Genomic DNA, 13704 nt, shown 5'->3' with positions numbered 1-13704 from the left:
CCGGGTTTGGGGCGCCGCTGCCGAACTAGGGGCGTGCTATAAACCCGCGCCGCTCCCGTTTTACCGGCCTACAAGCAGAAGACAGTTCAGGATTGCGCTCCGACCGATGAAACGCGGCTTTTACACCATCATGTCGGCGCAGTTCTTCAGCTCGCTGGCTGATAACGCACTGTTCGTCGCGGCCGTCGAGCTGTTGCGTTCCTCCGGCGCCGCCGAGTGGCAGCGCGCCGCGCTGGTGCCGATGTTCGCCCTGTTCTACGTCGTGCTGGCGCCCTTCGTCGGAGCCTTTGCCGACGCCGTGCCCAAGGGCAAGGTGATGTTCTTTTCGAACAGCATCAAGGTGGTGGGCTGCCTGATGATGCTGTTCGGCGCCCACCCACTGGCGGCGTATGCCATCGTCGGCCTGGGCGCGGCCGCCTAYTCGCCGGCCAAGTACGGCATCCTGACCGARCTGCTGCCACCGTCCCAGCTCGTCAAGGCCAATGGCTGGATCGAGGGCCTGACCATCACGTCCATCATCCTGGGCGTGCTGCTCGGTGGTCAGTTGATCGGTGACCGCGTCTCGCACCTGCTGCTGCTGATCGACATGCCGATGATGGAGACCGGCATCGACTCCCCACCCGAGGCGGCGATCGCCAGCCTCGTCGGCCTGTATGTGCTGGCGGCCCTGTTCAATCTGCGCATCCCGCGCACCTCGGCGCCGCTGCAGCCCTATGCGCACAGCTTCCTGGGCCTGGTGCGCGACTTCTCGTCCTGCAACAGCAGGCTCTGGCAGGACAAGCTCGGGCAGATCTCGCTGGCGACGACGACGCTGTTCTGGGGTGTCAGCGGCAATCTGCGCTACATCGTGCTGGCCTGGGCCGCGGCCGCCCTGGGCTACGGCACGACGCAGGCGTCCTCGCTGGTGGGCGTCGTCGCCATTGGCACGGCGGTTGGTGCCGTCGTCGCATCGCTGTATTGCCGGCTGGACCGCGCCACCTCCGTCATCCCGCTGGGCATCGCGATGGGGCTGCTGGTCATCTTCATGAACCTCATCCACAACGTGTGGGTGGCCGCCCCCTTCCTGATCCTGCTGGGCGGCATCGGCGGCTACCTCGTCGTGCCGATGAACGCGCTGCTGCAGCACCGCGGCCACAACCTGATGGGGGCCGGCCGCAGCATCGCGGTGCAGAACTTCAACGAGCAGGCCTGCATCCTGGGCCTGGGCGCCTTCTACACGGCGATGACCCGCTTCGGCCTGTCGGCCTTCGGCGCGATCACCATCTTCGGCGTCGTCGTGGCCGGTGCCATGTGGTGGATCCGGCGCTGGCATCAGCGCAACCTGGTCGTGCACAAGGAAGAGGTCGAGCATCTGCTCGACCTGGCCCGCACGGATCACCTGCCGCAGGACCGGTAATCCGGCCCCGGCAGACCTGGCAGACCTGGCAGAAAGACGGGACGTTCAGCTGCTGGCGCTGCTGCCGCGGCCCTTGCGGCCGGTGGGAACCGGGATCAGATGCTTGCCTTCCAGCACCATCTCGATGTGCTCGCTCCAGGCGCGTGCGATCTTGAAGCAGCCGCTGTGGTTGAGGTGGATCTCGTTGTGCCAGTCGCCGCTGATGCCGGTGGAGCCCGGCGCGGCCAGCGCCAGCGGCACGGCGGTCGAATCAAAGATGAAGAGGCCGCGGAAGGCTTCCTTGTCTGCGGCCATGCTCTTCAGCAGCTGGGCCAGATGGAAGACCATCAGCCGGCTGACGGCAGCCCAATCGGCGGCGGGCACGCCATAGGCCTTCAGCGCCGGGTAAAGCCAGGGGCCGCCCGCGCCCAGGTCATCGCCGCCCTCGGCGGCCGCCGGGCGCGGCATGGGCACGGCGTAGCAATGCATGAAGACCGGCTTGCCCGTGGACGGGCCCTGGTCGCGCAAGGACAGCAGGTGCTTGACGTTGGCACGCAGGTAGTCGGAATAGGTCGCCCAGCCGGGCTCGGAGAAATAGCGCGCGACGCCGGCCGAAGGCGGCCCCCATTCGGTCTGGCGGCGCAGCAGGCGCAGCTCCAGGGGGATGGGCTCGCCATTCCAGTTCTGGGCCGGCGTGCGTGCCGCGGCGATCAGGTCATTGCCACCGACGGACAGCAGGATGCCGTCCCAGGTCGGCGCGTCGGGGCCGGTCAGCAGGCGCACGAAGTCCGGGCTGGACTCGAGGTCCACCATGTGCGACAGCGCATTGCCGGTGCCGGCGCAATTGACCGCGGCCGTGTTGGACTTGAAGACCAGCTCCTGCAGCAGGTTGGCGTGGGCGTTGAGCTTGGCGCGCGCATTCGAGAACCACGAGTCGCCCTGGGCCAGCAGCTTCCAGCGGAAGGTGCTGAAGTCGGGCGGGGTGCGTCCGGCCAGGTCGGCCGGGGTGTAGCAAGCCAGGTGATCCATGAATGGGGTGGTTTCCGAAGTTGCTGACGTGAGCCTGTCCCGGAGGACGGGGCGCCAAGTTCGCGCGATTGGACGGCCAGCCGCGCGGGCGGCGCCATGCTACAAACCCTCGGGCCTGCCTGGGGTTAGTATGGACGGCCTTTCTAGGGAGGAAGCCCATGAGCGAGAGCGTCTTCGACTTCCAGGCCGTTTCCATCCGCGGCGAGCCGGCCGACCTGGCCTCGCAGCGCGGCAAGGTCCTGCTCATCGTCAACACGGCCAGCGAATGCGGTTTCACGCCGCAGTTCAAGGGCCTGGAGCAGCTTTGGGAGGATTACGGCCCCAGGGGGCTGGTCGTCATTGGCTTCCCGAGCAACGAGTTCGGCGGCCAGGACCCAGGCAGCAACGACCAGATCGCGTCTTTTTGCGAGCTGAACTACGGCGTCAGCTTCCCGATGATGGCCAAGACCAAGGTCAATGGCGGCGAGGCCCACCCGCTGTGGAAGTTTCTCAAGAGCGAGAAGCCGGGCTTCCTGGGCACCGAGGCCATCAAGTGGAACTTCACCAAGTTCCTGATCGGCCGCGACGGCCAAGTCATCAAGCGCTATGCGCCAAATGACCCGCCGGAAAAGATGCGGGGCGACATTGAAGCGGCACTCGCCGCGACCTGACTCGCTTCAGTGAGCTGTTACCTGCGGGGCCATCCCCTGCTGGCTGCGCAGATAGTCCCGCATCGTCGGTGACTGCTCCGATGCCGCGCGGCGGACGTCACGCACATGGGCCAGGGCCTGCTGGCTGACCTCCGCGGAGATGTGGGCGGCCAGGCCGATGCCCTGGCTGGGCAGGCGGTGCAGGCCGGCCAGCACATAGGACCAGTTGGACGGGCCGAAGGGCGACAGGCGACTGTCCAGATCGGTGGCCGTCGGCACCTTGGCATCCCACAGGGCCAGCAACTCGACGAGGCGCGGCGGCAGGGTCGCTGCGTCGGTGCAGGTACGCCAGAACGGCGTGTCACGTCGTTGCGAGAGTGTGTAGTGGGCGACGATGAAGTCGCGCAGCTCCTCGTGGAAGTCGCCCGCCAGGCGGTTCAGCCGGTCGCGGCAAACCGCGCTGTTGCCCGAGGGCGCGACATGGTCGACGAACATCTGCAGCGCCCATTCGACCAGGTAGAGGCTGGTGGACTCCAGCGGCTCGACGAAGCCGCCCGCCGCACCCAGGGCCAGGCAGTTCTGCTCCCAGATCCGCGCGGCATGGCCGGCCCGCAGCGTCGTGAAATGAGGCGCGGCCAGCGCGCGGTGCCCGGCATTGAGCTGTTGCAGCCGCTGCAGGGCCTCGTCGTCGCTGCAAAAGCGCGACGCATAGACATAGCCCGTGCCGCGGCGGCTTTGCAGGTCGATCTCCCAGCTCCAGCCGGCGTCCTGGGCCGTGATGGCCGTGTGGCTGCGCAGCGCGGTGTCGTCCCGCGCATAGGCCACCGGCACGGCGATGCTGCGGTCGCAGGGCAGCCAGTCGGCATAGGACACCCAGGGCACGCCCAGGGCCCGCTGCAGCAGCAGTGAATCTGCCCCGCTGCAGTCGACGAAGAAGCTGGCGGCAAAGCGCCGGCCGTCGGCCAGTTCGACCGCCTCGATGCCGGCTGCGCCGCGCTGCACCTGGGCCACCTCGCCCTGCACATGGCGCACGCCGCGCCGCAGCGCGGTCTGCTGCAGCAGCATGGCCAGCTTGGCGGCRTCCAGGTGGTAGCCATAGYTGACCGGCGCCTGGTAGTCGGGCGAGTCCATCAGCTTCGGTGACTGGTGGCCGTCGAACAGCGTCGTCTGCACCGTGCAGGCCTGGGCCATGGGCTGTTGGGTCAGGCCGCGCTGCATCAGGTTCAGCCAGTGGGCCGTCGTCGCGAAGCCGCCGAAGGGTGGAGGCGCGTCGAAGGGGTGGTCGTAACTGTCGTCGAGCGCGCTGCCGCCGCTGCGCCAGCCGTGAAAGCGCACGCCGTTGTTCAGCGTCGCATCGGCCGCACCGAACAGGGCGGCCTCGGGCAGGCCCAGCGCCTGCATCATGCCGCGCAGCGTCGGCAGCGTGGCCTCGCCCACGCCGATGCCGGCAATGCGCGGTGACTCGATCAGCGTGATGGGCAGGGGTGTCTGGCGCACCGCGCCGAGGGCGCGCTGCAGGAAGCAGGCCGCCAGCCAGCCGGCGCTGCCGCCGCCCACGACGACGATGGATTGGATGTCGGACAAGGCAGTAGCTCCGGAAAAACGCCGGCGGGTCGGGAAGCCCGGGCCGGTGGTTGCCACATTACGGCCGAAGCCCGGCGCGCCGACATGTAACGCGGCGAGCGAGCGTGCCGTCCTGCACGCCCGTTCCGGCCGTTACCGAGCCCGCCACAGCCAGCGGCCTCGGCCCCGCCTGACCTGGCCGGCGGCCTCCGCCTCGCCCAGCAGCTCGTTGGCCGTCTGCCGCGACAGATGGGCCAGGCGCGCCAGCTCGGCCTGCGTGGCCTGCACTTCGACCCAACCCTCGTCAGCCGCACGGCCACGCTCGCGGGCCAGCTGCGCCAGCGCCAATGCGAAGCGTTCGGCTGCACCCTGGTGACGCGCCGCCTGCAGCAGGCGCAGCGTGCCGTCATAGCGGCGGGCGAACTCGGCCAGCAGGGCGCGCGCGAAGCCCGGCACCTCGTCCATCAGGCGCGTATAGGCCTCGCGGCCGAAGACCAGCACCTCGGTGGCGCCGCGCGCGATCGCCTCGTATTCCGAAGGCTGGCCGGCGGCGAAGGCGGCGAGGCCGAAGAGTCGCGGCGGGCCGACGTTCTCGATGACCGACACCGTGCCGTCCGCGGCCGTGAAACGGGTCTCGATCTCGCCGGCCGCGACCGCGTAGAAGGCCGCCGTTTTCTGGCCCTGCACGAAGAGGCTGCGCCCATCGGCCAGGCGTCGCCGTGCGATGCCGGCCGCGATGTCGATTGGCAACGCGATCCCCGGGAAATGGGCCGCGAAGACGCGCTGCAAGGCGGGGTCGTGGGACATGCTGCATTGTCGGCTGGCCGACGCAAGGCGACGCCCGACCTGCCTATGCTGGGTGCATGGAAAGACCTGACCTGTCGATGCTGCTGGCCCGTTTCGGGCGCGAGGAATGCAGCCAGGAGCCCCTCTACGTCGCGCTGTGCCGCGTCGCTGCCGATCAAGAGGGGGCGCTGGCGCTGCTGGCCGAGGCGCCGCCCGAGCAGCGCAAGGTCAATCTGCTGCTGGCGGCCCTGCATGAACGCGTGCTGGCCGGTGCGGCGCCCGAACTGGCCGCCTACTATCCCAGCGCCGGTGGCAGCCGTGAGCCGGACGCGGCCTTGGCCACCGCGCTGTCGGCCTGCCTCGAGCGCGAATGGCCGGCGCTGCTGCACCATCTGCGCCATGGCGCGACGCAGACCAACGAGATCGCCCGCGGCGCGGCGCTGTGGCCCGCCCTGGGCGACGCGGCGCGCGCGACCGTCGCCCGCCACCTCGCGCTGTTGGACCTGGGTTGCAGTGCCGGCCTCAACCTCGGTGTCGACCAATACGCGCTGCGCTATCGCACTGACGATCGTCGCTGGCATGAGCGCGGTCCGGCCCGCGATGGTCGGCGCGCCGAGATCGAATCGCGCTGGCTGGGCACTGCGCCGCCGCCCGCGGCCGCCGACTGGCGACTGACGCTGCGCTACGGCCTCGATCCCGCCCCCGTCGATCCGGGCGACCCGGAGCGCCTGCGCTGGTTGCAGGCCTGTTTGTGGCCGCACGACGCCACCCGCCGCGAACGCCTGGCCCGCGCCGCGCATCAGATGCAGTCTCTGCCGCACACGGTGCGCCAGGCCGACGACTGCATCGCCGCGATCGAGCCGTGGCTGACCGGTCTGCCCGCGGGCGTTCAACCGGTGCTGCTGACGAGCTGGGTGCTGTACTACCTGAATGACGCTGACCTCGACCGGCTGCGCGCGACGGCCGACCGGCTGGCGCTGAGCCACGGCCTGGCCTGGATCTGCGGCGACCTGCCAGCGTTGAGTGCGCAGGAGGCGGTGCCTCCCGAACCGGTCCTGCCTGCCGACGAGGCCGCCTCGTCGATGACCTTGTGGACGCTGCGCCACCTCGAAGCCGGCCGGGTCGCGGAGCGGGCGCTGGGCTGGAGCCACCCGCACGGGCGCTGGGTGGCCTGGCGCTAGACCGGCGCCGCCGCCGTGCGTCGGGCCCGGCGCTTCACGCGGTCACGGTGCGCCTGAGCGCGTGCACCCACCTCCTGCACGTACTGGGCGACGTGCGACGGGAATTCGGGATCGTTCAGCGCCGCCTTGCGCTTGGCGCGGAACTGGGCCGGGGTCAGCGGCTTCAGATTGCCGACGGGGCGGTCGCCCGATGCGGCCGTCATCGCACGGTCGAGCTCGTGCGCGATCAGCGCGCGGCCGGCGAGGAAGCCGTCCACCTCGTCGCGGTGAGGCGGCGCGGCGGCCGGCGCGGCATCGCGCACCGGGTCCGCCAGCGTCAGCGGCCCCGCATCGGCGCCCTGGCGGGCCGCGGGCAACAGGCCGGTGGTCCAGCTCGGTGCTGCCGCGTCGCGGGCCGTCAGCGCCGGGCCGAGGCCGAAGGTGTCGAACACCGACCTGACCACCGAGCTGTGGTCGAAGGACTGGCCGGGGAAAACCTGGCTGCCCAGGCTGCCGCGCGCCACCCACGGCGAGACGAGCAGGGCGGGCACGCGCACGCCCAGGCGATCGAAGGCGAAGCCCACGTCGGGCGTCGGCCGGTTCAGCGGCGCGTCGCCCGGCGGGGTGGCGCCCGGCGGGGGTTCGCGGTCGTAGAAGCCGCCGTGCTCGTCCCAGGTGATGAGCAGCAGGCTGTCGGGCCACAGTGGCGAATTACGCAGGCTCTCGTAGGTGGACTTGATCAGCGCCTCGCCGGCGCTGACCCGGCCCAGCGGGTGCTGGGAGTTGCCGCTGCCGAAGCTGCCGCTGGGGTCATAGGCGGGCTCGATGAAGGTGTAGACGGGGGCGTAGTTGGCGTGGGCGACGTCGGTCGCGAAATCGCTGTGCACGGGGTGCTCTTCATCGCCATTGCTGAACGGATGAAAGCGCTCGTTGGGCTTGATGAAGGTGCTGGCCATGCCGGGCAGGGCCAGCACCTGGGGGACGACGTCGCCGTGATAGATGCGCCAGGGCTGGCTACGCTGGTTGAGGCGGTCGAAGAGGGTGCCGTGCTCGAAGCGGAAGACCGAATTGCTCGCGATCACCGAGCCGGCGATCTGCAGGTTCGTCGGGCTGGTGGCCAGGCCGCCGCTGGACGCGGCATGCACGAAGAAGCGGTTGGGCCATGTCGGGCCCGGCAGCGAGGAGAACCAGTTGTCGAACAGCAGGAACTCGTCGGCGAGCTGCTGGATCACGGGCACCTGTTCAGGATCGAAGCCCTGCCAGGCTATGCCCTGGAAGCCGTCCATCGCGCCGCCGTTGATCTGCTGCTGAACGGCTTCGAATTCGTGCGCAGGGTCTGCGCTGGCACGGTCCGTGGCGCCGGGGCCGAAGCGAGGGTCGGCGGGCCGGGGCATGCGGCCGCTGAGCCCGAAGAAGTGATCGAAGGAGCGGTTCTCCAACATCAACACGAAGACATGACGCACCGGCATAGGGCTCTCCCTGAGCCGCCGCAGGCTAGCACCGGTGGGTTCAACCGCGGTCCACAGCCTTGATGACGAGGCTCTGGATAATCGGCGCTTCCCATCGGAGACCCACCCCATGTTCGAGCATGTCGATGCCTACGCCGGCGATCCCATCCTGAGCCTCAACGAGGCCTTCCAGAAGGACCCCCGCGCCGGCAAGATCAACCTGTCCATCGGCATCTACTTCGACAACGACGGCCGCATCCCCATGCTGCCCTCGGTGCGCGCGGCTGAACTGGCCGTTGTCGAGGTGGCCGGCCCACGGCCCTATCTGCCGATGGAAGGCGCAGCCAACTTTCGCAGCGCCGTGCAGGCCTTGCTGTTCGGCGCCGATCACCCGGCCATCAAGGCCGGCCGCATTGCCACCATCCAGGGCGTGGGTTCCAGCGGCGGCCTCAAGGTCGGCGCCGATCTGCTCAAGCGCTACTTCCCGGACAGCAAGATCTACCTGTCCGACCCGACCTGGGACAACCACCGCGCGGTCTTCGAAGGCTCGGGCCATAGCTGCGAGACCTATCCCTACTACGACCCGGCCACCGGCGGCCTGCGCTTTGACGCGATGCTGGCTCATCTCAAGGCCCTGCCCACGCGCAGCATCGTCGTCATGCACGCCTGCTGCCACAACCCGACCGGCGTCGACCTGACGCAGGACCAATGGCGCGCGCTGGTGCCCRTGATCCGCGAGCGCGGCCTGCTGCCTTTCCTGGACCTGGCCTACCAGGGCTATGGCGACGGCATCGACGAAGACGCCTTCGCGCCGCGCCTGCTGGCCGACGAGGGCCTGAGTTTCCTGATCGCCAACAGCTTCTCCAAGAGCATGAGCCTGTACGGTGAACGCTGCGGAGGCTTGAGCGTTGTCTGCCCGGATGCTGACCAGGCCGCGCGCGTGCTTGGCCAGATGAAGTTCATGATCCGCCGCAACTACTCCAACCCGCCCATGCATGGCGGCCAGGTCGTGGCCAAGGTGCTGACCACGCCGGTGCTGCGCGAGATGTGGGAGGCCGAAGTGGCCGACATGCGCGAGCGCATCCAGTCCATGCGCCGCCAACTGCACGACGTGCTCGCCGCCAAGCTGCCGGGCCGCGATTTCAGCTACTTCCTGACCCAGCGCGGCATGTTCAGCTACACCGGCCTCACCGCCGAGCAGGCCGAGCGGCTCAAGACCGAGTTCGGCGTCTACATCCTGCGCTCCGGCCGCATGTGCGTGGCCGGGTTGAACACCCGCAACGTCGAAGCCACCGCCGAGGCGATGGCGGCCGTGCTGGCTGGTTGAGGGCCCGCGCATGCGAGTCCGGGAGGCCGGCCTTGCCCTTGCTATTGCGGTAGCCAGCAGCACCGGCCTGGCCGCCGACGCACCGCCGGCGGTCGACTCCATCCTCTGGCTGGTCAGCAACACCATGGTGGTGCCGGATGGCGACGTCATGCGCCACCCCGCAGACGAGCTGACGCGCTGGCTGCAGGCGCGGCTGCCCGGTGTGGCCTTGCAGCCCACGGTGGCCAATGCCGAGCGCAGCTGGGTGCTCATCCGCGAGCGTCGGCGGGCCTGCCATGCCGGCGCCGCGCGCACGCCGGAGCGCGAGCGCCTGGCCTATTTCACCGACACCTGGCTGGTGCCGCCGCCCCAGCTCATCGTGCGCCGGGACCGCCGCGCCGCGCTGCCGCTGGACGCAAACGGCGCCGTGGACCTCAAGGCCCTGCTGGCCGACGCCTCGCTGCGCGGCGTGCTGGCCCAGGGACGCAGCTACGGGCCGGCCCTGGATGCGCTGATCAAGGCCCAGCCCGCCGGCCCGCAGGTGCAGCACCTGTTCGGCGGCGACTACGGCAGCAGCCTGTTGCCCATGCTCATGCAGCGCCGGGCGGACTACACCCTCGACTACCCGAACGTCCTGATCGCCCAGGCCAGCCAGCCCGCGGACGAACAATCGGGCGAACCGGCGCTGGCGGCGCTGCCCATCAAGGGTGCGAGCGAGGCCATCGTCAGCGGCATCGCCTGCCCGCGCACCGCCTGGGGCCACGCGGCCATCCGCATCATCGACGCGGCTCTGGGCACGCCAGAGGGCGCCGCGATGCTGCGCGACACCTTGCGCATCTCATTGCCGCCCGACACACAGCGCGCCTATCTGGATGTGCTTGACGATCATTTCAACCGCCGCGCCCGGCCGACGCCCGGCCTCTGAGTGCGCCCGCTCCCATGTCGCACGGTTATGGCCGTGGCCGCCGGTTTCATTGGCAGCGGCCGCACGCCGTCTTTACCCTGCCGCCAGGTTCAAGAAGTTCAGGGCAGGATGAAGCATTGCGTGGTGATCGGCGGCGGTGTGGTGGGCCTGACCACCGCCTGGGCGCTGCTGGAGCGTGGCCACGGCGTCACGCTGATCGAGCGCGACGGCGAGGTGGCCCAGGGCGCCAGCCGTGCCAATGGCGGCCAGCTCAGCTATCGCTACGTGTCGCCGCTGGCCGACGCTGGCGTGCCGCTGAAGGCGCTGCGCTGGCTGCTCGACCCCGACGGCCCGCTGCGCTTCAAACCCGAGGCCCATTGGGCGCAATGGGCCTGGTTGATCGCCTTTTTGCGCAATTGCCGCGGGCCTGTCAACCGGCGCACCACCGAGAGGCTGCTGGCCCTGGGCGCCTACAGCCAGGCCTCGTTCGCGCGGCTGCAGGCCCAGGCGCAGCTGGGCGACAGCATCGCGCTACGCACGCCGGGCAAGCTGGTCGTCTACCGCAAGCCGACGGAGTTCGCGCGTGTCGCCGCCCGTGTGAGGGGCAGTGGTGCCGAACAGGCCCTGTCGCATGACGAGTGCGTCGCGCTGGAACCCGCCCTGGCTGACACCGAGGCCACGCTGGCCGGCGGCATCTTCACGCCCGGCGAGGCGGTGGCCGACTGCCATGCCTTCTGCACGGCGCTGTACGAAAGGCTGGGCCAGCACGAGCGCTTTCGCGGCCGGCTCGGCGGCCGCGTCAAGAGCCTGCAGCGCGATGCCCAGGGCGGCGTGCTGGGCGTGCAGACCGAACTCGGCGGCATTGGCGCGGATTCGGTCGTCCTCGCCGCCGGCCTGCACAGCCGGGCGCTGGCGGCCACAGTGGGCGTCGAGCTGCCGATCTACCCGTTGAAGGGCTACAGCCTGACGGCGCCCATCCAGCCTGGTCACCGGCCGCCCGAGGTCAGCGTGACCGACTTCGAGAAGAAGATCCTTTACGCCCGCATCGGCCAGGAACTGCGCATCGCCGCCATGGTCGACCTTGTCGGCGACGACCTGAGTCTGGACGGCAGGCGGCTGGCCTCGCTGCAGCGTTCGGTGCGAGCCACCTTCCCGCACGCGGCCGACTATGACCGCGCCACGCCCTGGGCCGGCCTGCGCCCGGCCACGCCCAGCGGGGCGCCCATCCTCGGCGCCAGCGGCGTGCCCGGGCTGTGGCTGAATGTCGGGCATGGTGCCCTGGGGTTCACGTTCTCTTTCGCAACGGCCAACATCGTGGCCGAACTGGTGTCGGGCCGCGCGAGTCCGCTGCCCCTGGAGGGATTGAGCTTGTGAGGAAAGACGACCTGGCTGCAGCGCTGCTGCAAGCCGTCCAGGCCCGGCATTTCGAGCAGACGGCCGACAGCCTGCGTGGCGGCGAGCCGCTGGATGCCCAGCCCAGCATCGACCTCGCGGTGGCGGTTTTTCCGCGCGACGGCAAGGCGCCGGTCTGCGCCAATGTGTTGTTCTCGCGCGAGCATCCGCAGGGGCTGATTGCGCGCTTCGATGCCACCACCGGTGCCGTCGCCAACATCGCCTTTCATGCCGACGTGCGCGACGCCAAGGGCGATTCCTACGCCTGGCTGCCTGGCGCGGACTGGACTCGCATCGACTTCCCCGCCTGGTTCGGCAGCGGGCCGCGCTTTGTCGCGCCCTATCCGGCCTCGTTGCTGAAGATGATGGTGGCCGTCGGCATCGGTCATCTCGTCGATGCGGGTCGCAGCGACTGGGCGCTGCCTCTGAACTTCACGGGCAAGACCCGCGCAATGGCCGACTGGCTGTTTGACATGATCACCGTCAGTAGCAACGAAGCGACCTCGGCGCTGGTTGCCCATCTGCACGAGCGCGGTGCCATCCGTCGCGAAGGCGGCCGCGAGGTGCACAACGAGATGCACGAGTTGTTCGCTGCCGCTGGCCTGCCGGGCTTGATGATCGCCAACACCCAGCCCGATGGCGGTTGGGGCAATGCGGCCGGCTCGGGCGTGGGCCAGATCCAGATGACGGCCTGGGACGCACTGCGGCTGATGTGGCGGCTGGACGCTGATGCGCCCGCCCAGCCCACGCTGATCAGCCCCGCCAGCCGCGAAGTCATCCGCCGCGCGCTCGATGCACAGAAGCTGCACCACAACCTCAGCAGCGAGTCGCTGCGAGCCTTGCCGGGTTGGGTGCCCGGCATTCCGGCGCCCCCAGCAAGTTATGCCCACAAGACCGGCAACACGCAGAACTACGCCAGCGATGCCGGCATCGTCCACGACGGCGACCTGCACTACCTGATCGCGGTGACCACCAGCCTGGGCATGCGCTACGCACCGCATCCGGAGGCTTCGACGACCTGGAAGCTGCCGGCCCTGGGCGCAGCCGTTCACCAATGGCTGAAGACGAATTCCTGATCCCGCCGCTGCGCCCGGGCGCATGCGTCGCCGTCATCGCGCCGGCCGGCCCGCCCAAGCCAGGTCGGCTCGATTCAGTTGAAGGCTGGTTGTGCGAGCGCGGTTATCAAGCCCGGCTGCTGCCAAGCTGCTTCGGCCCGCCACCGCTGGACTTCCTCGCCGCACCCGACGTCGTGCGCCTGGCCGACGTGCACACGGCCTTTGGCGACCCGCAGTTCGACGCCGTGCTTGCACTGCGCGGCGGCTCCGGTTGCATCCGGCTGATGGATGGCATCGACCTCGGCCTGCTGGCGCACACGCGCAAGTTGCTGATCGGCTACAGCGACCTGACCGTGCTGCATGCACTGCGCAGCCAGGCGGGCATCCCGTCCCTGCACGCGCCGATGCCGGCCAGCGACTGGGGCCTGCCCGGCGCGCAAGCCGACACCGATGCGCTGTTCGAGGGCCTGGCTCGCGGTTGGCGCGTCGGTGACGTCATCGGCCAGGCTCCGCCACATGCGCTCAGCCACGGCGGCAGTGCGAGGGGCCACCTGATCGGCGGCAATCTGGCGATGTTCTGTGCGTTGCTCGGCACGCCTTATCTGCCCGATGCCGACGGCGCCTTGCTCTTCATCGAGGACATCAGTGAAGAGCCCTATCGTGTCGACCGCATGCTGAGCCAGCTGCGCCTGGCCGGCGTGCTGGACCGTATTGCAGGCCTGGTGGTTGGCAGCTTCAGCGGCGCTGAGAGTCCCGACGCCGTGCTGGCCGATCACCTCCCGCGTCTGCGCTGCCCGGTGCTCGCCGGCTGGCCTTCGGGCCATGGTCAGCCGAATCGGCCGCTGCCGTTGGGCGTAGCCGCCGAGATGGCCGTCGCTGCCGGCACGCTGACCCTCGTGTGAACGGCCTTCTCGACTGCGAAGCAGCCGAGTGAGGAGGGCCAGTCGCGCGCCGCCAGGCGTGCCGCGCTTGCGCGGGTTGGGCCGCCTCGCGGCACAACTGGCACTCATCAAAAAAACAGCCCCGACACAGGCGGGGCTGGAAACCGGCTTCCGGG

The 13704-nt window shown here is 69.6% G+C and carries 12 protein-coding genes; 8 read left to right on the top strand and 4 right to left on the bottom strand.

Annotated features, from left to right (window positions below; all coding sequences use genetic code 11):
- The first annotated feature begins 106 nt into the window (after positions 1 to 106).
- Positions 107 to 1396: a lysophospholipid transporter LplT gene (lplT, locus tag ACXJKJ_RS07260; protein WP_056192011.1), complete on the top strand. Its 1290-nt coding sequence runs from the start codon at positions 107 to 109 to the stop codon at positions 1394 to 1396.
- A gap of 45 nt (positions 1397 to 1441) precedes the next feature.
- Here the strand turns inward: lplT and ACXJKJ_RS07255 are convergent, their stop codons facing one another.
- Positions 1442 to 2404: a hypothetical protein gene (locus tag ACXJKJ_RS07255; RefSeq protein WP_457351053.1), complete on the bottom strand. Its 963-nt coding sequence runs from the start codon at positions 2402 to 2404 to the stop codon at positions 1442 to 1444.
- A 158-nt stretch (positions 2405 to 2562) separates the two neighbouring features.
- Between ACXJKJ_RS07255 and ACXJKJ_RS07250 the strand changes: the two genes are divergently transcribed.
- Positions 2563 to 3054, top strand: a complete 492-nt coding sequence (locus tag ACXJKJ_RS07250) for a glutathione peroxidase (RefSeq protein ID WP_457351051.1) — start codon at positions 2563 to 2565, stop codon at positions 3052 to 3054.
- 6 nt (positions 3055 to 3060) lie between these two features.
- On the opposite strand, the gene ACXJKJ_RS07245 is transcribed toward ACXJKJ_RS07250, so the two are convergent.
- Together ACXJKJ_RS07245 and ACXJKJ_RS07240 are read right to left on the bottom strand one after the other, a co-directional pair.
- Positions 3061 to 4617 (bottom strand): tryptophan halogenase family protein, encoded by a 1557-nt coding sequence (locus ACXJKJ_RS07245; protein ID WP_457389627.1) that lies wholly within the window; start codon positions 4615 to 4617, stop codon positions 3061 to 3063.
- A 132-nt stretch (positions 4618 to 4749) separates the two neighbouring features.
- Complete coding sequence (locus tag ACXJKJ_RS07240; RefSeq protein WP_457322815.1) at positions 4750 to 5403, bottom strand: Crp/Fnr family transcriptional regulator; 654 nt, start codon at positions 5401 to 5403, stop codon at positions 4750 to 4752.
- 56 nt (positions 5404 to 5459) lie between these two features.
- Here ACXJKJ_RS07240 and ACXJKJ_RS07235 point away from each other — a divergent pair, with 56 nt between their 5' ends.
- Entirely contained in the window at positions 5460 to 6563 is a 1104-nt protein-coding gene (locus ACXJKJ_RS07235) for a DUF2332 domain-containing protein (RefSeq protein WP_457389626.1), read from the top strand.
- On the opposite strand, the gene ACXJKJ_RS07230 is transcribed toward ACXJKJ_RS07235, so the two are convergent.
- Positions 6560 to 8011 carry an alkaline phosphatase family protein gene (locus tag ACXJKJ_RS07230; RefSeq protein WP_457389625.1) on the bottom strand — a complete coding sequence of 484 codons (1452 nt, stop codon included), beginning with the start codon at positions 8009 to 8011 and terminating at the stop codon, positions 6560 to 6562. The genes ACXJKJ_RS07235 and ACXJKJ_RS07230 overlap by 4 nt on opposite strands.
- A gap of 109 nt (positions 8012 to 8120) precedes the next feature.
- Here ACXJKJ_RS07230 and ACXJKJ_RS07225 point away from each other — a divergent pair, with 109 nt between their 5' ends.
- The 5 genes from ACXJKJ_RS07225 to ACXJKJ_RS07205 all read left to right on the top strand — a co-directional run bounded on the left by ACXJKJ_RS07225 (position 8121) and on the right by ACXJKJ_RS07205 (position 13549).
- Positions 8121 to 9317, top strand: coding sequence for an amino acid aminotransferase (locus ACXJKJ_RS07225; RefSeq protein WP_457389624.1), 1197 nt, complete (start codon positions 8121 to 8123; stop codon positions 9315 to 9317).
- A gap of 10 nt (positions 9318 to 9327) precedes the next feature.
- The gene (locus ACXJKJ_RS07220; protein ID WP_457389623.1) at positions 9328 to 10221 is read left to right on the top strand and encodes a hypothetical protein; all 894 of its coding nucleotides are present in this window, start codon (positions 9328 to 9330) and stop codon (positions 10219 to 10221) included.
- Positions 10222 to 10329: 108 nt separating this feature from the next.
- Complete coding sequence (locus ACXJKJ_RS07215; protein ID WP_457389622.1) at positions 10330 to 11574, top strand: D-amino acid dehydrogenase; 1245 nt, start codon at positions 10330 to 10332, stop codon at positions 11572 to 11574.
- Positions 11571 to 12668 carry a serine hydrolase gene (locus tag ACXJKJ_RS07210; RefSeq protein WP_457389621.1) on the top strand — a complete coding sequence of 366 codons (1098 nt, stop codon included), beginning with the start codon at positions 11571 to 11573 and terminating at the stop codon, positions 12666 to 12668. The genes ACXJKJ_RS07215 and ACXJKJ_RS07210 overlap by 4 nt, the downstream gene beginning before the upstream one ends.
- The gene (locus ACXJKJ_RS07205; protein ID WP_457389620.1) at positions 12647 to 13549 is read left to right on the top strand and encodes a S66 peptidase family protein; all 903 of its coding nucleotides are present in this window, start codon (positions 12647 to 12649) and stop codon (positions 13547 to 13549) included. Before ACXJKJ_RS07210 ends, ACXJKJ_RS07205 begins: the two co-directional genes overlap by 22 nt.
- Positions 13550 to 13704: the final 155 nt, after the last annotated feature.

The sequence above is a fragment of the Roseateles sp. P5_E1 genome, assembly GCF_054049335.1.
Note: the sequence above shows the minus strand (reverse complement) of the source record. Positions and strands in the feature narration are given on the sequence as shown.

What these genes read in the sequence shown, in the direction of transcription:
- ACXJKJ_RS07250 (WP_457351051.1), top strand. Translation starts at nt 2,563, where the DNA reads ATGAGCGAGAGCGTCTTCGACTTCCAGGCCGTTTCCATCCGCGGCGAG.
- ACXJKJ_RS07215 (WP_457389622.1), top strand. Translation starts at nt 10,330, where the DNA reads ATGAAGCATTGCGTGGTGATCGGCGGCGGTGTGGTGGGCCTGACCACC.
- ACXJKJ_RS07205 (WP_457389620.1), top strand. Translation starts at nt 12,647, where the DNA reads ATGGCTGAAGACGAATTCCTGATCCCGCCGCTGCGCCCGGGCGCATGC.
- ACXJKJ_RS07220 (WP_457389623.1), top strand. Translation starts at nt 9,328, where the DNA reads ATGCGAGTCCGGGAGGCCGGCCTTGCCCTTGCTATTGCGGTAGCCAGC.
- ACXJKJ_RS07230 (WP_457389625.1), bottom strand. Translation starts at nt 8,011, where the DNA reads ATGCCGGTGCGTCATGTCTTCGTGTTGATGTTGGAGAACCGCTCCTTC.
- ACXJKJ_RS07255 (WP_457351053.1), bottom strand. Translation starts at nt 2,404, where the DNA reads ATGGATCACCTGGCTTGCTACACCCCGGCCGACCTGGCCGGACGCACC.
- ACXJKJ_RS07240 (WP_457322815.1), bottom strand. Translation starts at nt 5,403, where the DNA reads ATGTCCCACGACCCCGCCTTGCAGCGCGTCTTCGCGGCCCATTTCCCG.
- ACXJKJ_RS07235 (WP_457389626.1), top strand. Translation starts at nt 5,460, where the DNA reads ATGGAAAGACCTGACCTGTCGATGCTGCTGGCCCGTTTCGGGCGCGAG.